Origin of the sequence: Pseudoalteromonas sp. McH1-42, from assembly GCF_022347845.1 — a bacterium.
Lineage (GTDB): Bacteria > Pseudomonadota > Gammaproteobacteria > Enterobacterales > Alteromonadaceae > Pseudoalteromonas > Pseudoalteromonas rubra_D.
Genome location: NZ_JAKRFU010000002.1, coordinates 191,176 through 207,070 on the forward strand (window position 1 = coordinate 191,176; position 15,895 = coordinate 207,070).

General features: G+C 48.1%; 11 protein-coding genes. 6 read left to right on the plus strand and 5 right to left on the minus strand.

The genetic code is table 11. The features are described 5' to 3' along the window. The first annotated feature begins 131 nt into the window (after positions 1-131). Together MHN31_RS02895 and MHN31_RS02900 are read left to right on the plus strand one after the other, a co-directional pair. Complete coding sequence (locus MHN31_RS02895; RefSeq protein ID WP_239443403.1) at positions 132-2,822, plus strand: PAS domain-containing hybrid sensor histidine kinase/response regulator; 2,691 nt, start codon at positions 132-134, stop codon at positions 2,820-2,822. Beyond that, entirely contained in the window at positions 2,812-3,156 is a 345-nt protein-coding gene (locus MHN31_RS02900) for an Hpt domain-containing protein (protein WP_125559964.1), read from the plus strand. The genes MHN31_RS02895 and MHN31_RS02900 overlap by 11 nt, the downstream gene beginning before the upstream one ends. 201 nt (positions 3,157-3,357) lie before the next feature. Here MHN31_RS02900 and MHN31_RS02905 read toward each other — a convergent pair whose 3' ends face one another. Further along, entirely contained in the window at positions 3,358-4,677 is a 1,320-nt protein-coding gene (locus MHN31_RS02905) for a response regulator (protein ID WP_239443404.1), read from the minus strand. Positions 4,678-4,795: 118 nt separating this feature from the next. Next, positions 4,796-6,169, minus strand: a complete 1,374-nt coding sequence (locus MHN31_RS02910; protein WP_239443405.1) for an MATE family efflux transporter — start codon at positions 6,167-6,169, stop codon at positions 4,796-4,798. Between the two features lie 180 nt (positions 6,170-6,349). Between MHN31_RS02910 and MHN31_RS02915 the strand changes: the two genes are divergently transcribed. Beyond that, positions 6,350-7,072 carry a hypothetical protein gene (locus MHN31_RS02915; RefSeq protein ID WP_239443406.1) on the plus strand — a complete coding sequence of 241 codons (723 nt, stop codon included), beginning with the start codon at positions 6,350-6,352 and terminating at the stop codon, positions 7,070-7,072. Here the strand turns inward: MHN31_RS02915 and MHN31_RS02920 are convergent. The 3 genes from MHN31_RS02920 to MHN31_RS02930 form a co-directional block, all read right to left on the minus strand. Next, positions 7,020-7,526: a proteasome subunit alpha gene (locus MHN31_RS02920; protein ID WP_125559958.1), complete on the minus strand. Its 507-nt coding sequence runs from the start codon at positions 7,524-7,526 to the stop codon at positions 7,020-7,022. The two genes, MHN31_RS02915 and MHN31_RS02920, sit on opposite strands and share 53 nt — an antisense overlap. A 309-nt stretch (positions 7,527-7,835) precedes the next feature. After that, the gene (locus tag MHN31_RS02925) at positions 7,836-8,303 is read right to left on the minus strand and encodes a winged helix-turn-helix domain-containing protein (RefSeq protein ID WP_138537638.1); all 468 of its coding nucleotides are present in this window, start codon (positions 8,301-8,303) and stop codon (positions 7,836-7,838) included. A gap of 137 nt (positions 8,304-8,440) precedes the next feature. Further along, positions 8,441-9,346, minus strand: coding sequence for a DMT family transporter (locus MHN31_RS02930; RefSeq protein WP_138537639.1), 906 nt, complete (start codon positions 9,344-9,346; stop codon positions 8,441-8,443). 652 nt (positions 9,347-9,998) lie between these two features. Here MHN31_RS02930 and MHN31_RS02935 point away from each other — a divergent pair. From MHN31_RS02935 to MHN31_RS02945, 3 genes are read left to right on the plus strand one after another with little or no spacing between them, the layout of a single operon-like run. After that, entirely contained in the window at positions 9,999-11,153 is a 1,155-nt protein-coding gene (locus MHN31_RS02935; protein WP_125559952.1) for an acyl-CoA dehydrogenase family protein, read from the plus strand. A 2-nt stretch (positions 11,154-11,155) separates the two neighbouring features. After that, positions 11,156-13,180, plus strand: a complete 2,025-nt coding sequence (locus MHN31_RS02940; protein ID WP_239443407.1) for a DUF6041 domain-containing protein — start codon at positions 11,156-11,158, stop codon at positions 13,178-13,180. Next, positions 13,180-15,828: a PEP/pyruvate-binding domain-containing protein gene (locus tag MHN31_RS02945; RefSeq protein ID WP_239443408.1), complete on the plus strand. Its 2,649-nt coding sequence runs from the start codon at positions 13,180-13,182 to the stop codon at positions 15,826-15,828. Before MHN31_RS02940 ends, MHN31_RS02945 begins: the two co-directional genes overlap by 1 nt. Positions 15,829-15,895: the final 67 nt, after the last annotated feature.

Genomic DNA, 15,895 nt, shown 5'->3' on the forward strand with positions numbered 1-15,895 from the left:
ATTAACATGGCGTACGCCAGATACCCCGAACACGGTCAGTAACAGTTAAACGCATTATCTGAGTCGATTTTTCCCCAATCGTCGCAAATTGAACAATAATAAAGTTAGGCAAAGTCAGGCAGGGAAAAGAAATGGATATCCAGAGTTTGGATCTCGCGATACTTACCGTAAATAGCCAATGGCAAGTAATTGATTTCAATGAGGCTACAGAAACACTCCTGCAATTGAGCAATCATAAAGCGCAACCTGTCTGCTTTTTTGATCTGTGCCAAATTGCAGAACGTGGCGAAGCAGACAGTGACTTTCTCAGCCAGACAGCTGGTAGCACTGCGCTGGCCATCTTACCCTCGGGCATGCGGCTCAATATTACTGTCAGTAACCACCTCAGCGCTGATACCTGCCTGATTATTAATCCTATTAGCCATCACCACCTGCCACAACTCGGTGAACTGGCTGAACTGGCACTACAATGTGGTGATATAGGGGTCTGGCAGGTTGATACCACCTTCGCACGTCCTTACTTTTCTCAGACTTTTTGCACACTCCTACACTGCCCATCCTTAACCGACTGGCATGATTTTACCAATTTGATTTATGAAGATGACCGTCCACTGGCACTGAGTTTCATTGAGGAGCATATTCAGTCTAACGTCCGGCTAAAATTTGAATTTCGTGTATTAATAGACGCTGTGCCACACTGGTTTGAACTCAGTGGCGACCAGCGCCATGGCTGCGGTGATCATCTGAGCTTGTTTGGTACCTTGCGTGAATGCACTCAGGAAAAACAGATGCTCATCCACCTTAACAGCGCCCATGAAAGCCGTCGTATTGCCCTGGAAGCTGGCAAGGTCGGCACCTGGAGTGTGCTCAGAAAAAGCGCTCAGTGGTATTGGGACTGGGACCCGCAAACCAGTAGTATCTTTGATTTGGCTGCACAGGATACCGGCCGCTATGAGAAGTGGCTTGAACGCATTCATCCGAAAGACCGGGAGCGAGTCTCAAATGGACTCAAAGAAGCCCTTGAAAGCGGCGATGATTTTGAACAGGTATTTCGGGCTATCCTGCCCAGTAACGAGGAACTGCACATATTCGCTAAAGGCGTGGTTGCACAGGATGATTATGGTAACAACTATCGCCTTGATGGTGTCTGCGTCGATCAATCCGAAGTATATCGTGCCAACATGGAGCTATCCAAATTAAATGCCGAGTTAGAAACCCGCGTCAAAGCCCGCACGTCAGATCTGAAATGTGCTGTCACTAAAGCCGAGCGCGCAAGCCGTGCAAAGTCTGACTTTTTGGCGATGATGAGCCATGAGCTAAGAACACCGATGAATGCCATCATCGGCTCACTAGAGCTGCTCTCACTGCAAAAGCATGATCCTGAAGAGATGGAGCTGCTCGAAACCGCATCCGTCTCAGCAAAGAATCTAGTCGACATTCTGAACGATATTCTGGATATCAACAAGATTGAAGCGGGCAAGTTAGAATTAGAGTTCAGGGAGTTTGATATTTCAAAAACGCTGCATAACGTACTGCTGACCTTTGCCTCCAATGCCGAAAAACGCCATGTCAGTCTCAAAGTCGTTGAATCACAGCAGCTTCCCACAATGCTTTATTGCGACGAAAACCGGATCCGTCAGGTACTCTTTAACCTGCTCAGCAACGCCATTAAGTTCAGTGGTCCCCCAGCCAAAGGCAGTGGTAATGTCGTCATTGAAGTAGATTGGCAGCTCCAAAGTCACAGTCAGGGCGAGCTCTCTATTTTAGTGAAAGACAATGGTATCGGTATTGATGAAAAAACCCAGAGAAAGCTCTTTCACCCCTTTACCCAAGCCGATAAATCAACCACTCGGGTATATGGTGGAACGGGTTTAGGGCTCGCCATTTCAAGAAACATAATCAACTTGATGGGTGGGCGAATAGGACTAAAAAGCAAAGTGGATCGCGGCAGTATTTTCAGAGTCAGTATTCCAATCCACCGATTCTCACATCACTGTGACACCGCTTTATTCCAGGACATTTATGTCACGCCAGATCACCATAATCCGCCAGAATCATACCCATATTCAGTACTAGAAAGGCTAGCGGTACACATGCACCAGGTGGACTTAGAACAGCTTCCTTCTCCTATACCGGACAAGGCACTGGTGTGCTGCTTTATTAAGTCAGAACAGGACCTTGCGGAATTATGTAACTATCAGGAAACACTTAAAACGCATCGGGTATTAATCTGCCACCAAACAAGTTTTACCGAACAACTGAAACACTTGCTACCCGATGCAACATTTCTGAATATCGACCTGGCAACCCGCTATGGCATCACACGCCAGGCGATGCATTTACTCACCTATTTAGCAGATAAACAACCTGTCTCGAGTGTTCCCCAGTCATCAATTCCCAACAGTTCATGCTCAGGTACTGACGAAACTGGTGCGGTAGCTGACCTTCGCCCTGGAATTTTGCTGGTTGAAGATAACACTTTTAATCAAAACCTGATGGTGAAACAGCTGGCGAAGCTTGGCTACACCTGCACACTCGCAGAAAACGGCCAGCAAGGATTCGAAAGCTGGCGTCAGAAAGAGTACAAATTGATCCTCACCGACTGCCACATGCCTATCGTTGATGGATATGAAATGGCGAAGCGTATTCGCCAAACCGAAAAGCAATTGGCGCTCAAGGCCATTCCAATTGTGGCAGTGACTGGCGCAGCGGTTAAAAATGAATTAGAAAACTGCCACTTGTACGGCATTAATGATTGTATTGGCAAACCCGTTCAGCTCGAACGTTTTAAAACCGTCATAGAGAAATGGTATGGAAAGTAACAACACACACCTAACCAGACTGAATCAACAAACGCTGATAGACTTAATCGGCGAGGACCTGCCCACCATAGCAAAATTTCAACGCGATTTTGTCACTCAGGCAGAGTCCAGTTGCAAGCTATTTTTAAGCGCCTACAGCAACGCAGCATATTCAGAACTAAAAGAACATGCGCACTTTCTTAAAACGTCCGCCCGGGCCATAGGCGCAGAGCGGTGCAGTGAATATCTGGCTCAGCTAGAAGAGGCAGCCCTGTCAGCTGATCGTCAACATTGTCGCTCGCTGTTGATCAATATAGCGCAGGAAGTCAAAGCCCTTAACGCGTTAATTAATTGAACTCAATTACACAACTCAACATTTGAAACCTGACAGAGTATTATACTAATTTGCTTCATTAAGTGTTCTATTTTGAGGCGAGGAAATAGGCTCGATAATCAGGCGGATTTTGCTATTTATTTTTTCTAAATGAGAAATTTATAACGCCGTAAGCGTCATATTTACTCCTTCAAATAGAGCGGGTATTAAGTGAAATTGGTATTACGCACACTCCGTGCCTAACAACTTATTTACCGCATCCAGAATACTGCGCTTTGTTGATGGCTTCACAATATAGCCACCTAGGCCTAAAGAGGCCCATTTCCTGATCAGATCTTTGTTGCGATTACTGGTGAGCGCCACAATGGGTATGCCATGGCAATGTTCGATAGCCCGGACATTCTTTGTGGTATTGTAACCATCTAGACCCGGCATAAATAAGTCCATGAAAATCATATCATAGCGATGCTTTCTTAGCTCTTTGATCGCGGCTAGCCCGTTTTCCATGCCATCCACCGAAAAACCCTGCTCACGAAGTATGCCTGAGATCATTTCTCGATAGATTTCATTGTCTTCAACTATCATAATCCGTTTATCCTTGGGCATCACGGGCTGAGACACCTGCGCAGCATCAAAGGCGTGATCGTGCTCTGAGTGTTCATCATGATGATTCCCCGACACATGAGACGGTGCTATGGACTCGTGTGCATCAGGCTCACGTACCTCATGCTCAATGTGCGCCTGCTCGGCGTGTTCTAGCGCTTCTTTGTGCGCACCACCGTGGTCCAGAACAGACGTAAATGCCGACGCCTGTGAGCCACTGAACATGTCAACAAGTTCATTGAGGGTAAAATGACTGTCATTAAGTTGCTGAGTGATCTGTTGAATGTCTTTGATCAACTGTTGCTGCAACATGTCCAGTAAAGGTAAGACGTGTTTTTCTTTTAACTGCTGCAACATTTGCGCTTTTATTTCGTCTTCTTCTTGCGCTTCGTTTAATGATGCTCTGGCTTGCAGAAAAGACTGTTCAGTGTTAACCCGGTAGTTAGCCGCCTGATCAATCAATTGTTTCAACCCGTTATCAATTCGGCCGAAGTGCTCTTCTTTTAGTTCAGTGATCTGCTGCGTGTCTTCGGCTTGCTGCAACATATTATGTAAGATCATCCTGAGCCGATAATTTTCATACATAGGTTTAAAAACAAAGTAATCATTAAATATGTCTTTGATGCAGCACCGAAAAGCGACCCCCGATTCTTTATTTTCGCATAACAAGATACTCTTATGCGGGTAATCTAGCAAACCCCTGCGCGCCAAAGCACTGTATGACTCGATGCTTGCCTTAACGTGCAACATAGCAAAAATAAGCACAGGCGGCTTACCCGATTGGATTACTTTATATGCGTCTTGGGTCCCCTCCAAGGTTCTAAACGCTGTAACCTGAGAACTGATAACCTTGCAAACACCCACCATTTCGTGCGCATCATCACAAATCATTATCACTTTTGGATGTCGCTCTCCGTAATCCACCTCACCTTTATGCATACCTGTCTCCTGAGCCTCGGTGACCATCAATTCATTGACTGCACTTTAAGGATAGTCCAAGCAGAGGTGTTTATACTAATGCCTGTGCACGGCATTCATATATGAGATGTTTGCGCGATCAGCTACGCACAGGTGGTGGCATTAACTCGGCTTCGTTCAGCACCAATTTTTTGTTCATTTCTCGACGCAGTAGCAGATAGCTGATGACAGCCTGACAATATACAGTCGTTACAGAAAATACCCAGATCTGCTCAATCTCAAAGTCGTGCTGCCCTGCCAGCCAGACAACGGGCACCGCAAACAACACAAATCGACTGGCGGTGCTGTATAACGCCGGCCAAGTATTACCCAGCGCCTGAAACATACCCGAGGCTGTAAAGGTGTAACCTGCTGGGACAAAGTTCAAACACACATATCCTAAAAACGTCGCGGCAACCAATATGACCTGAGGTTCATCACTGAATGGAGCAAAAAACCAGCTTGCATTAACCAGGCATGCAAGCGTGAGTATGGTCATCAGCACGCATGTCAGTATACTGGTATAGCGGTAGGTTTGCTGTACCCGGTCATATTTACCAGCAGCATAGTTTTGGGCGGCAATTGCAGGGGCTGCAAATGCAACGGCCATAACGGGTAAAAAAAGCACTTGCATGATCCGGACACCCAACCCAAATCCAGCCTGAGCGCTCGCGGCAAACTGACTAAGTGCCCAGTAAATCACTGACATGTACATGAAAGTAAGTAAAAACTCGCCGCCTGACGGTAATCCCAGATTAATTACCTGAAGGATCCGTTTGCGATTAGGGCGCAATGCTTTATTCGGCAGACTCAGATAATCGACTTTACTGATGAAGTACCACAGTGTCATCACCATAGCAGCGAACGCAGACAGAGAACTGGCCAGTCCTGCCCCTGTCACACCCAGGGCATTGCCCGTCCCCCAACCGGATATCAAAATGGGCGACAAAATAATATTCAGGACCACCGCCAGCATCGAAATCAACATAACGGGCTTAACAACTCCCGCTCCGCGCAGTGCAGCTGCCGTGACGGTGAGCCCAAACTGCAGTAATAAAGCGGGCAGAAACCAGTAAAAGTATTCTGTTGCTGCTTGGCGAGTCGCGGTGTCAGGCGTCATAAACTCGAAAAAAATGTGCCCAAATACATAGCCAAGCAAGGCAAACGCCACGGTGCAAAATCCGGCAATTAACATACTCTGATGGAATAATGCGTTTGCCTCAACACGGTCCTTTTTGCCAACCGCATGAGCCACTAAAGTGCCACACCCAATGTTTAGAACCTGAGTCAGGGCCATGATAAAAAAGAACACACTGCCCGCATTACTCACGCCTGCCAGCGCAGTTGCCCCCAACGCCCCAACAAAATACAGGTCAACCAGAAAATACAGCGTCTGGATAAACATGCCAATCGCCATCGGAACGGCCATAGTAATAAGGTGGGTAACGATTTTCCCCTGAGTCAGATCCTTCATTAAAATCATTCCTGTATGATTAATTTATCCATTGTACCGTTTATTTTTAACTCGTCATCGACTATTTTGCGTCTCATGTGGGATAGCAAAAGGTGTAGCAGGCAAACTATGTCACTGTCATATCTATACAGACGATGAGTATGTGGCATACTGAACACTCTGTTGGTAAAGGTAATATTTATGGCAAAGTACACTAACAAAGCGCACACATCTCAAGATACCACTGTGGCGGTGACAGACATGATCCAGGCGATACATAGTCACAATCTGGCGCGCATAAAACACTGCTATGAACAAGCCACTGATACGCAACGCACGGCTCAGCTCAGGCACTGCTTTGAAGCAGCCAGCAATCACACATCAAACTATGAACATTACCAAAATATCACCGCCCACTGTATCAGCCAACATGGCCTGCCGACAGGAGTGATTGCGGGGATCAATACCACAGAGCGAGTCGACTTTTTTATGCCAGCGCTGCAGGCTGCAAGTGCATTTAACGCAACAAATCATCAAGGCAATACATTTTTGCACTGCCTGTTTGCCAATCCTGCAAACCCGCTTCCCCCATTTAATTACATCCGCTCACTGCTCCTTTTTGAGCGCAATGAATCTTTGGCCGAAGCATTAATTGTACGCAATCATCAGGGATTCAATGCACTGGAAGTTTATTTGAGTTTCAACCCACTCTCCCACGAACTCCCTCAGCACGAACTGACTGCCTGGCTGGCGTTATGCGAGGCCCTGCGCACATTAAATGGGGTAAACAATGACAACCTGAATAAAGTGATGGCTCACCTGAGTGGTCCAAACATGGAAGGGATGCCAGGTAACCAGCATCGCCTCACGCTTATCGCCAGTTATTACCAGGTGCCAGTGAGTTCACTATCAAGGATGAATTAGACGTTATCGGCGTGTGTAGCCAAAGTGATCTCTCATCATGACGGTAAGTCATGACAGTCCCACCACTGGATTTGTCACGCAGGCAGGCGTATTCCACGGCCTCAAATGCAGAGCGGCCAAAGTCCATCGCAGCGATTGCCCAGTTGGCCCCACTGCCAATTGCCCAGTTTAAAGACAAGGGCTCCAGAAAACGGCGGCCATGGCGAATTTCGCCAAAGAATACAGCCCCCTCATCATCAACAAAAAAGAAGGTGCAAGTGATTTTATCAAACTGATTAGCGTGCCAGTGAGCCAGCAAATGTTCAATTTCGGCGCAGTTGCCTGATGCAAACACATAGCCATCGTCTACGCGATGGCACTTGCGTGTTGCCCAGGACACAATAGTTTGGCTGGTCGAGGTAAGGCTGTCAGTGCAGATGGTTCTTGAGTCATGATGGTAGGCGATGGTTGTCAAATGCGCTCCTTAGTGATGTTCCTTCAATTCAAAAATAACCTAATCTTATTGCTATGACCGGGCCTTTTTGACCTGATAATCACAATAAATTGCTGAACATCCGGTTTAAACATCAATATAAGGAGTAAAAAATTAATACAACATTAACAACCAATACATCATTGAAGACGAGTTGTCTGCACTTGACTTCACAAGCCCTACACTAGGGTGTGGCCACACCAGCGTGACAACAGCAACCCATCATCGCCCGGCTAGCTTAAAACGCAGCCATACAGCGCTGATAATCAAGGTAAAAGTATAAACTTACGCTTAAACCATCAGCGCAACAACACCTATCCCGACAATCAAAACTGCCAAAGGCGCCAACCATTTCCAGGGTAAACTCTGCACGTCTTCTGAAAGCTGTTCAGCGCTTGCAGCGCTCGGTTCAGTCACAGGTTGAGCTGGCTTTTGCTCGGCCTCGAGTTGTGCTTCAACGGGCTCGGATGGCTGTACAGGCAGTTGCCACTGATAACCCTTTTTGGAGAAAGTCTTAATCGCGTCATCACCAAACAGCGCTCGCAAGTGGCCAATATTCTGGAACACTACTTGCTCAGTGACCGTTCTGCCTGGCCATACATGCTCAAGGATCTCAGCTTTGCTATAGATCTTCTGAGGGTCAGACAAAAACAACCCCAGCAACATGGCTGGCTTTTCTTTTATACTTATTTTTCGGCCTTGTTTTGACAATGCCAGGTTCTGGCAGTCAAACTCAAAATCTTGGAATGTTAACTTCATCGTCCTTCAGCTTTATAATTATAATAATTGTCACATTACAGGGAGCACATGACCATCTGATCAACGACATGTCCCTTTTGTTAGTTCAACAAGCTTAACATGTTCCCAACCTCGGATCAGTACTCCAATGTAACGATTTATAACATTTGCCTTTTTAGCTTATTGGTCAGGCTTGCCCAGCCGCTTTCACCAAACTGAAATACTGCCAGACTTACCATAATCACTGATGCCCCGACCAGTAAGGTCAGTGTGATCTGTTCATTGTTGATCCAGGCACCTAACAGCATGGCAAACCCCGGAGTGATTAACGTAGTCAACGCAACTGTGCTGGCTTGAAGTTTCTGCAGCACGTGAAAATAAGCAATAAACCCAACCAAAGAGCCAAAGACACTGAGATACACAGTGGCCAAAACGGAGCTGACTTGCCAGCTTTGCACATTCAGTTGACCATCGCTGAACCACCACACCAAACCAAACATAGGTGTTACCAGTAGCAATGCACCAAAGGTAGAAGCCAGTGGATGGATCGACAGTTGCACGCGTTTTATCATCACACCACTGAGACTAAAACAGCTCACGGCCCCAAGTACATACATCAAACCTTGAGGTGCCAGAGCCAACTCATTGAGTTGTGACATACAGACCAGGTACAAACCAACCATAGACAGAGCTAATCCCAGCCACTTGATGATACTAAAACTGGCCTCCCTCAGTAATCGCTGTGCCAGCAAACCAGATAACACAGGCGCAAGACCAAATATCAAGGAGATCACACCCGATGGTACGGTTTGTGCGGCAAGGTAACTCAATAACATACCGCCAAAAATACCTAAACTTGAATAGCTATATAATGCCCAGGCCTGCCTGGATACGGGAACCCGGTAACGACCAATCAATACGATGATAAAACACAACACCAGAGCGATGGCCATGCGCAAGAAAACACTCAGCGTTGGTGACATTCCCGCGCTGCTGATCACAATGCCCAACGGCGTTGTGGACCAGATGATGATAACCAGAATGTAAGATGCCTGAACTGGCATAATGAACTCCCCAAATCGGGGCAGTATAAGAGGCTGGAAATACACAATGATGACTAACCGCTGATACTGCCGCGGTTAGTAAGTGACTCCTACAAACCGCAAACAACACGCCACACACAGGCCAAATTATTCAGCCAGGTAGTAAGCGATGTAGATACGGTGATAAGAGTCATGAATTTATTCTTATTTATTAATGAACAACCTTTTTATCATGCCAGATACCAAAGTCAATGGCTGATATCCAAAAATTATTGTCTGTCGGCTATCTCGCCAATCACAGTGGCAAAAAGTCAGCCTGCCACCTTTATACAAACTCAAAACCCAGAATAGCCCTGCTGAACAAATTTTACTCGTTTCTCTAATCGCGCCACAGTTAAAAAAGTACAAAACAAACAACAATTTAACAATAAAAGTTTACAACCTGGTTCTGCCCCTGTTATAAATACATATAACAATAAAAGAAAATAACCTTAAAAAACATATTGTTGAAGCATTTACCATAAAACCATGTAGAAAATGTGAACCACAAAATTAAAACTTAAATAAAACATTTAAAAAACACAAGTTAACAGGATTGACAGGTACATTAACAAGTCTCCATAATAGCGTTTAATGCAAAAGCAGTATTTCAACCAACTCAAAGTGCAATATTATGGATTTTCAGCTTTCCGACTATCAAACCGAGTTATACGATTCCGCGCTTCGCTTTGCTTCAGAGGTGCTCGACAAGGATGCGCACCAGCGTCAGCGCAATCATCACTTCGCACCTGAGCTTTGGCTGCAGGCTGCCCAATTTGGCTTCACCGGGCTGGCAGTAGACGAAACCTATGGCGGTGCAGATCTGGGGGCACTCAACACCATGTTAATGGTAGAGGCACTGGGCAAAGGCAGCCGCGATCTCGGTTTATCATTCTCCCTGTGTGCTCATCTGTTTGCCTGCGTGATGCCCCTCGCACGTTTCGCTAGTGACCAATTGAAGCGGGACTTTCTTGAACCACTGGTTGCGGGAAAATTGATCGCAGCCAATGCGGCTACCGAACCTGGTGCTGGCTCAGATATCTACAGTATGAAAACGACTGCCGTCAAAGAAGCGGGTGGCTACCGGCTTAATGGCCAGAAAACCTACATCACCAATGCGCCTGTTGCCGACGTGTTCGTGGCCTACGCACGAACCAATCCCGACCACGGTTTTATGGGGGTGTCCGCTTTCATCATTCCCAAGGACACGCCTGGGCTGTCAACTGGTGCCAGTCAATCTAAAGACTGTCTGGCCAGTTGCCCGATGGGGGATGTGTTTTTTGACAACGTGTTTGTCAACGAATCACAACGCATCGGTTTTGAAGGAGCTGGCGGCGCTATCTTTCATGACTCTATGATCTGGGAAAAAGGCTGTCTGTTTGCACTGTTTGTTGGTGCCCTGGACAGGTTACTTGAGAGCACGCTGAACTATGCCACTGAGCGCAAGCAGTTTGGTAAAAAAATCGGTCATTTTCAGTCGGTTTCTAACCGTATTATTGATATCAAACTGCGCCTTGAGCAGTGTCGCCTGATGCTCTATCGCGCAGGGTGGAAATACGACCAGGGACAAGATGCTGAGATTGACATTGCTATGAGCAAGCTGTTGATTTCGGACTACGCCGTCCAGTCTTCACTGGATGCCATTGCCACTTTTGGTGGCGCTGCAATCGATGCGGATATGGGCATTGTCCAGGTGCTCCTGGATACGTTGCCCAGCCGTATTTTCTCCGGCACCAATGATATTCAACGCGAGATCATCGCCCGAAAACTTGGCTTAAGAGGAGCCTGAACATGCTAGTTCAACGGATCTTTGCAGTACTCTATATGCTGGCCGGACTGGCCAAAGCATTTCCACAATTAGAAAATGTCCCCGACATTCTGCGCCAAGCAGCCGCAGCCAATCAGGGCACCTGGTATGCTGGGATCAGTAATCTGTTAGCCCAGCATGGTGATATCACCAATGTAATTGTCGCAATCGCACTATTTGGCTCAGGTCTGGTGTTATGGCTCAATCCACGCTGGACGCGCTTTGTGATCTACGGCCAGCTTGTCATGATGGCAGTCTTCATCACCTTACTGCATCGCTCTCAGCCACAAGTGATCCCGCTGGATGCCATTTTTATCATCGCAGCACTGGCGATGTTACGTCAGCAATTTCGCCGTACTGCTACTAAACGTGTATTTGCCAGCCAGGATTTTGCCAAACCCAAAGCGCAAGCAAAGTCACCCGACAAACCGAAGCTGGCAGATGAGTATGACGTGATCATCATAGGTGCTGGTGTCTCAGGCCTGACCGCCGCCAGCGAATTTACCACAGAGCGTGTACTGGTACTGGAGAAAAGCCCCACCTTCGGCGGTAATGCGCGCTGTAACAGTCATCGCTCACTATCGCATCCGATTGCCGGGGTGTGTTTCCAACAGCCCGTGCCAGGCTCAGATATGGATCAGCTGCTGACTAAACTGGACCTGCAAAATAAATTTAAAACCAATGCCGAAGATACGTTAGTTTTCTTCGATACAGTTCTACTGCTCAAGTGTCTCAATGAGATCACTTTAGGCTTTATAAAATTTCCCAGCTACCTGCTTAAACCATCAGTTTGGGGGTTAACAGGCCAGCTACTGCTGAACGCCTTGATTGGAAAGCCTTATGTTGTTGCCGCCAAGCAACTGGGCGATCCCATCTTCGCTGACCTGTATCAGTTTCTTGACGAATTTGCTGCCACTACAGATCGCTTCCCACACGTGCCCTGGCATGAACAAACTGGCTGGAGCAAAGAAGAAATGGTGCAGCTGGACAGCCTATCTTTATACAGTTATCTGTTCGAGCCGGAAAAAACTGCATCATTCCCAGCGCATTTACAACCACCTCGTAAGCTCGGCAAGCTGGTTGAAAATGCGGTAACAACCACGCTCAGAGTCGAGTGTCTGGATATCCATGAAGTTTCGGCCTACGTAGGCCTGCACTTTCTCGTTGGTTATCTGCGTGGCAATTTAGTCACCCTACCAGGCGGTAATGGCCATATCAGCGAAGCTTTGGTTGCCCACCTGCACAAACAAACGAACATCACACTATTGAGCGATGTGGTACTGACCAATCTGGACAATACCGAAGCGAGCGTGCAACTGACCGCCAAAGTACAGCACCATAATATCTCGGTCAAAGCCAAAAAGCTGATTTGGGCCGCGCCCAAGCATCACGTGACAGATTGGCTCCCAACGCTACCAGAAACCCAGATCAAGGCCATCAAAGCCATTCGTCACGAAGATTATTATCTCGCCAATGCACTGTTATCACGCCCGGTGCTCAGCCATTCCTTTGGCGGTTACCTGATTGAACCCGACCGCCCAGAGAAACCGTACGCCTGGTGTAAAGCTGGTACCTGCCTGGTCGCTAACTGGATGGACAGCGATAGCCGCAGCGAAGGCGGCGTGCTGACCTTGCTCAAACCAACGACACGCGAAGAACGACAAGGGCGCACAGCAGAAAACGACTTTACCGGATTGCAGCAGCAGACCTACCGCGAAATCTCACTGATGTTAAATAATATCGGTGTTGACCCGCGCATCGTTGAAGACATTCAGATCTGGTACTGGCCTGACGCCTTGGTCACTTCGGTCATTGGGCAACAGGCCAGCGGCCTATTTCAAAGTGCCTCACAACCACATTTTAGCGTGCACTTTGCCAATCAGGACAGCGTTGGGATAGGTAACCTTGAAAGTGCCATCTTTGCCGGCAAACAGGCTGCAACACAAATTAAACGCGCATTACAACATACGGATACAACCGCCATTTCGCGTAATAAGGAGACGGTATAATGAGCCAATCACTCGTCGTCGCCCTCAGTGGCAACGAACAACTGGAATTAGGTCACCTAGGCGGCAAAGGCCACTCACTGAATCATCTGATCCGTGCAGGCCTGCCCGTCCCACCTGCTTTTTGCATCACTGCAGAGGCCTATCAAACCTTTGTTAACACCGCATTGCCGGATGACTTGCTCAGTGCGCCTGAGCTGGATAAGGTGCGAGATACTATCCTCAGTGCCGATATTCCTGAGCAGTTACGTACTGCCATTGCATCAGCCTATCAGGGACTGGGCGACAATGCACAAATAGCCGTTCGTTCGTCGGCCCTCGACGAAGATGGCCAGAGCCAGAGTTTTGCTGGTCAGTACGAAACTTACCTGCATGTGCAGGGTAACGACAGTGTGATGGAAAAAGTTCGCGCATGCTGGGCTTCATTGTGGGCAGAACGTGCTGCCGGATATCGCAACAGCAGTGCTGCGGATACCGCCATTGCCGTGGTGTTACAAACTATGGTGGATGCTGATGCTGCCGGCGTCATGTTCACTCAGGACCCGCTCAGTGGCGACACCAATAAAGTGGTCATAGATAGCTGCTGGGGCCTGGGTGAAGGTGTGGTATCCGGGCAAGTAAGTACCGACAGCTTTATCCTCGACAAAGACAGCGGTGAGCTGCTGCAACAAGAGATCCGCGTTAAGCCTCAATATTGTCAGCGCAACGCACAAGGCCAGGTTACCTTGCTAAGTACGCCAGAGGCGCAACAGCAGTCAGCCAGCCTGAACGAAGCTCAGCTCGCACAGTTGCTCACTTTGGCTAAGCAGGCACAGGCACTCTATCAGACCGAACTGGACATCGAGTGGGCCCTGAAGGATGACAAGATCTGGCTACTCCAGGCTCGCCCGGTCACCACTCAGGCCAGTAAAGCAGAACCCATTTATGCGAACCCCTGGGAGCAGGATCAACGTATTAAAGAGGGGGCATTTTTTTCTCGTATGGACACCGGTGAAATCGTCACTGGACTCATGACCCCACTCGGCCTGTCATTTTGTGAGTTCTATCAGAAGCACATTCATGGCCCGGCCATCAAAACCATGGGCCTGGCTGACATCAGCGACTGGCAAGTTTATATGGGCTATATTCAGGGTCAGGTGTATCTGAATATCTCCGGCTCCGCACACATGCTGCGCCAGTGTCCCCCCACCCGGGATGAGATGAAGTTCACCACCCGCTATGCGACGTCAGATATCGATTTCAGCAACTACCGTAACCCTTACGGGCCAGGTGTAGAGGGCTGGGATTATGCGAAAAGTGCCTGGCACTGGTTAAAACAGCAAGTTCACAATATGCGCAATGCCGGTAAAATCGTGGATGACATGATTGCACTGCGCGAAAGCGAAACGAAGCGCTTTTTGGCGCTGGATTTGCCCAGTATGTCACTCAGTGAGCTGGACAAAGAGCTGACCCGAATCGACACCTACTTTTTGGACTCCTGCGCCGCTTACATGCCTTTCTTTTTACAGTCGTTTGCGCTGTACGATGCACTGGCTGAGACCTGTGAAGAACACTTCAAAGATCAAGGCGAGGGGCTGCAAAATCGCATTAAAGCCTCCATGAACAACCTGCGAACCATAGAAGTGACACGGGGGATCCTGGATCTTGTCGAACAGGTTCAGAGTAATCCTGAGCTAAAAGCCGTGTTTGAACGTTTTGAGGCTGAAGAACTGGTAAGCATCCTCCCCGCGCATCCGCTGGGACAACCATTCTGGCAGGGGCCATTTGAAGCCTTTTTGCTCGAATTTGGCGCCCGTGGCCGTCAGGAGTTTGAATTGAGCATTCCACGCTGGCGTGACGATCCCAGTTACTTGTTACAGGTCATGAAAATGTACCTGAAACACCCGGTCGATCTGGAGAAAAAGCTCAAAGAGACCGAAAGCTTGCGCGAAGCCGACAGCGAGCAACTCTTTAAGGCTTTACCCGCCGGTGCGCGCTTTAAACTTAAGACCATTATCAAACTATATGGGGTGATGGCAGAGCGCCGTGAAGCGACTCGCCCTACTTTTATTACAGAGACCTGGTTTTATCGCTGCATCATTCTTGAAGTGCTGTCGCGCCTGGAGCGAGACAATCTGGCGAAAGTAGCCGACTTGCCTTATATCGATTTCAACCGCCTGCGTGATTATGTCGCCGGACGCATGGGGGCCGCTGAAGCGTTCAGCGAATCCCTGCTCAATGCCAATCGCCACAGTCACTTGTTCAACTTGCATGCTGAAGAGCCACCAATGGCAATCATTGGCCCATATACGCCAAAAATGAAGAGCACGGCACAAACACACAGCGATTCAATGAGTGGCCTGGCCGCCAGCCCCGGCAAGATAGTCGCCAAGGCACGGGTTATTACCGATCTGCAAGCACAGGCTGGTGAACTGGAGCCTGGAGAAATTTTGGTCGCACGCTTTACCGATGCCAGCTGGACGCCTTTATTTGCACTCGCCAGCGGAGTTGTCACGGACATCGGGTCCACACTATCTCACAGCTGTATTGTGGCACGTGAATTTGGCATCCCGGCTGTCGTGAACTTACACAGTGCAACCCAGGCGATTAAAAGCGGCGACACGCTGATCCTCGATGGAGATCAGGGCACAGTGATCATTCAGCGAGAATAATCTAATCCATCGCGGGCCACAGGCCCGCATCTCAACAATCAACTTAACAATACAACGGCAAGTAGCG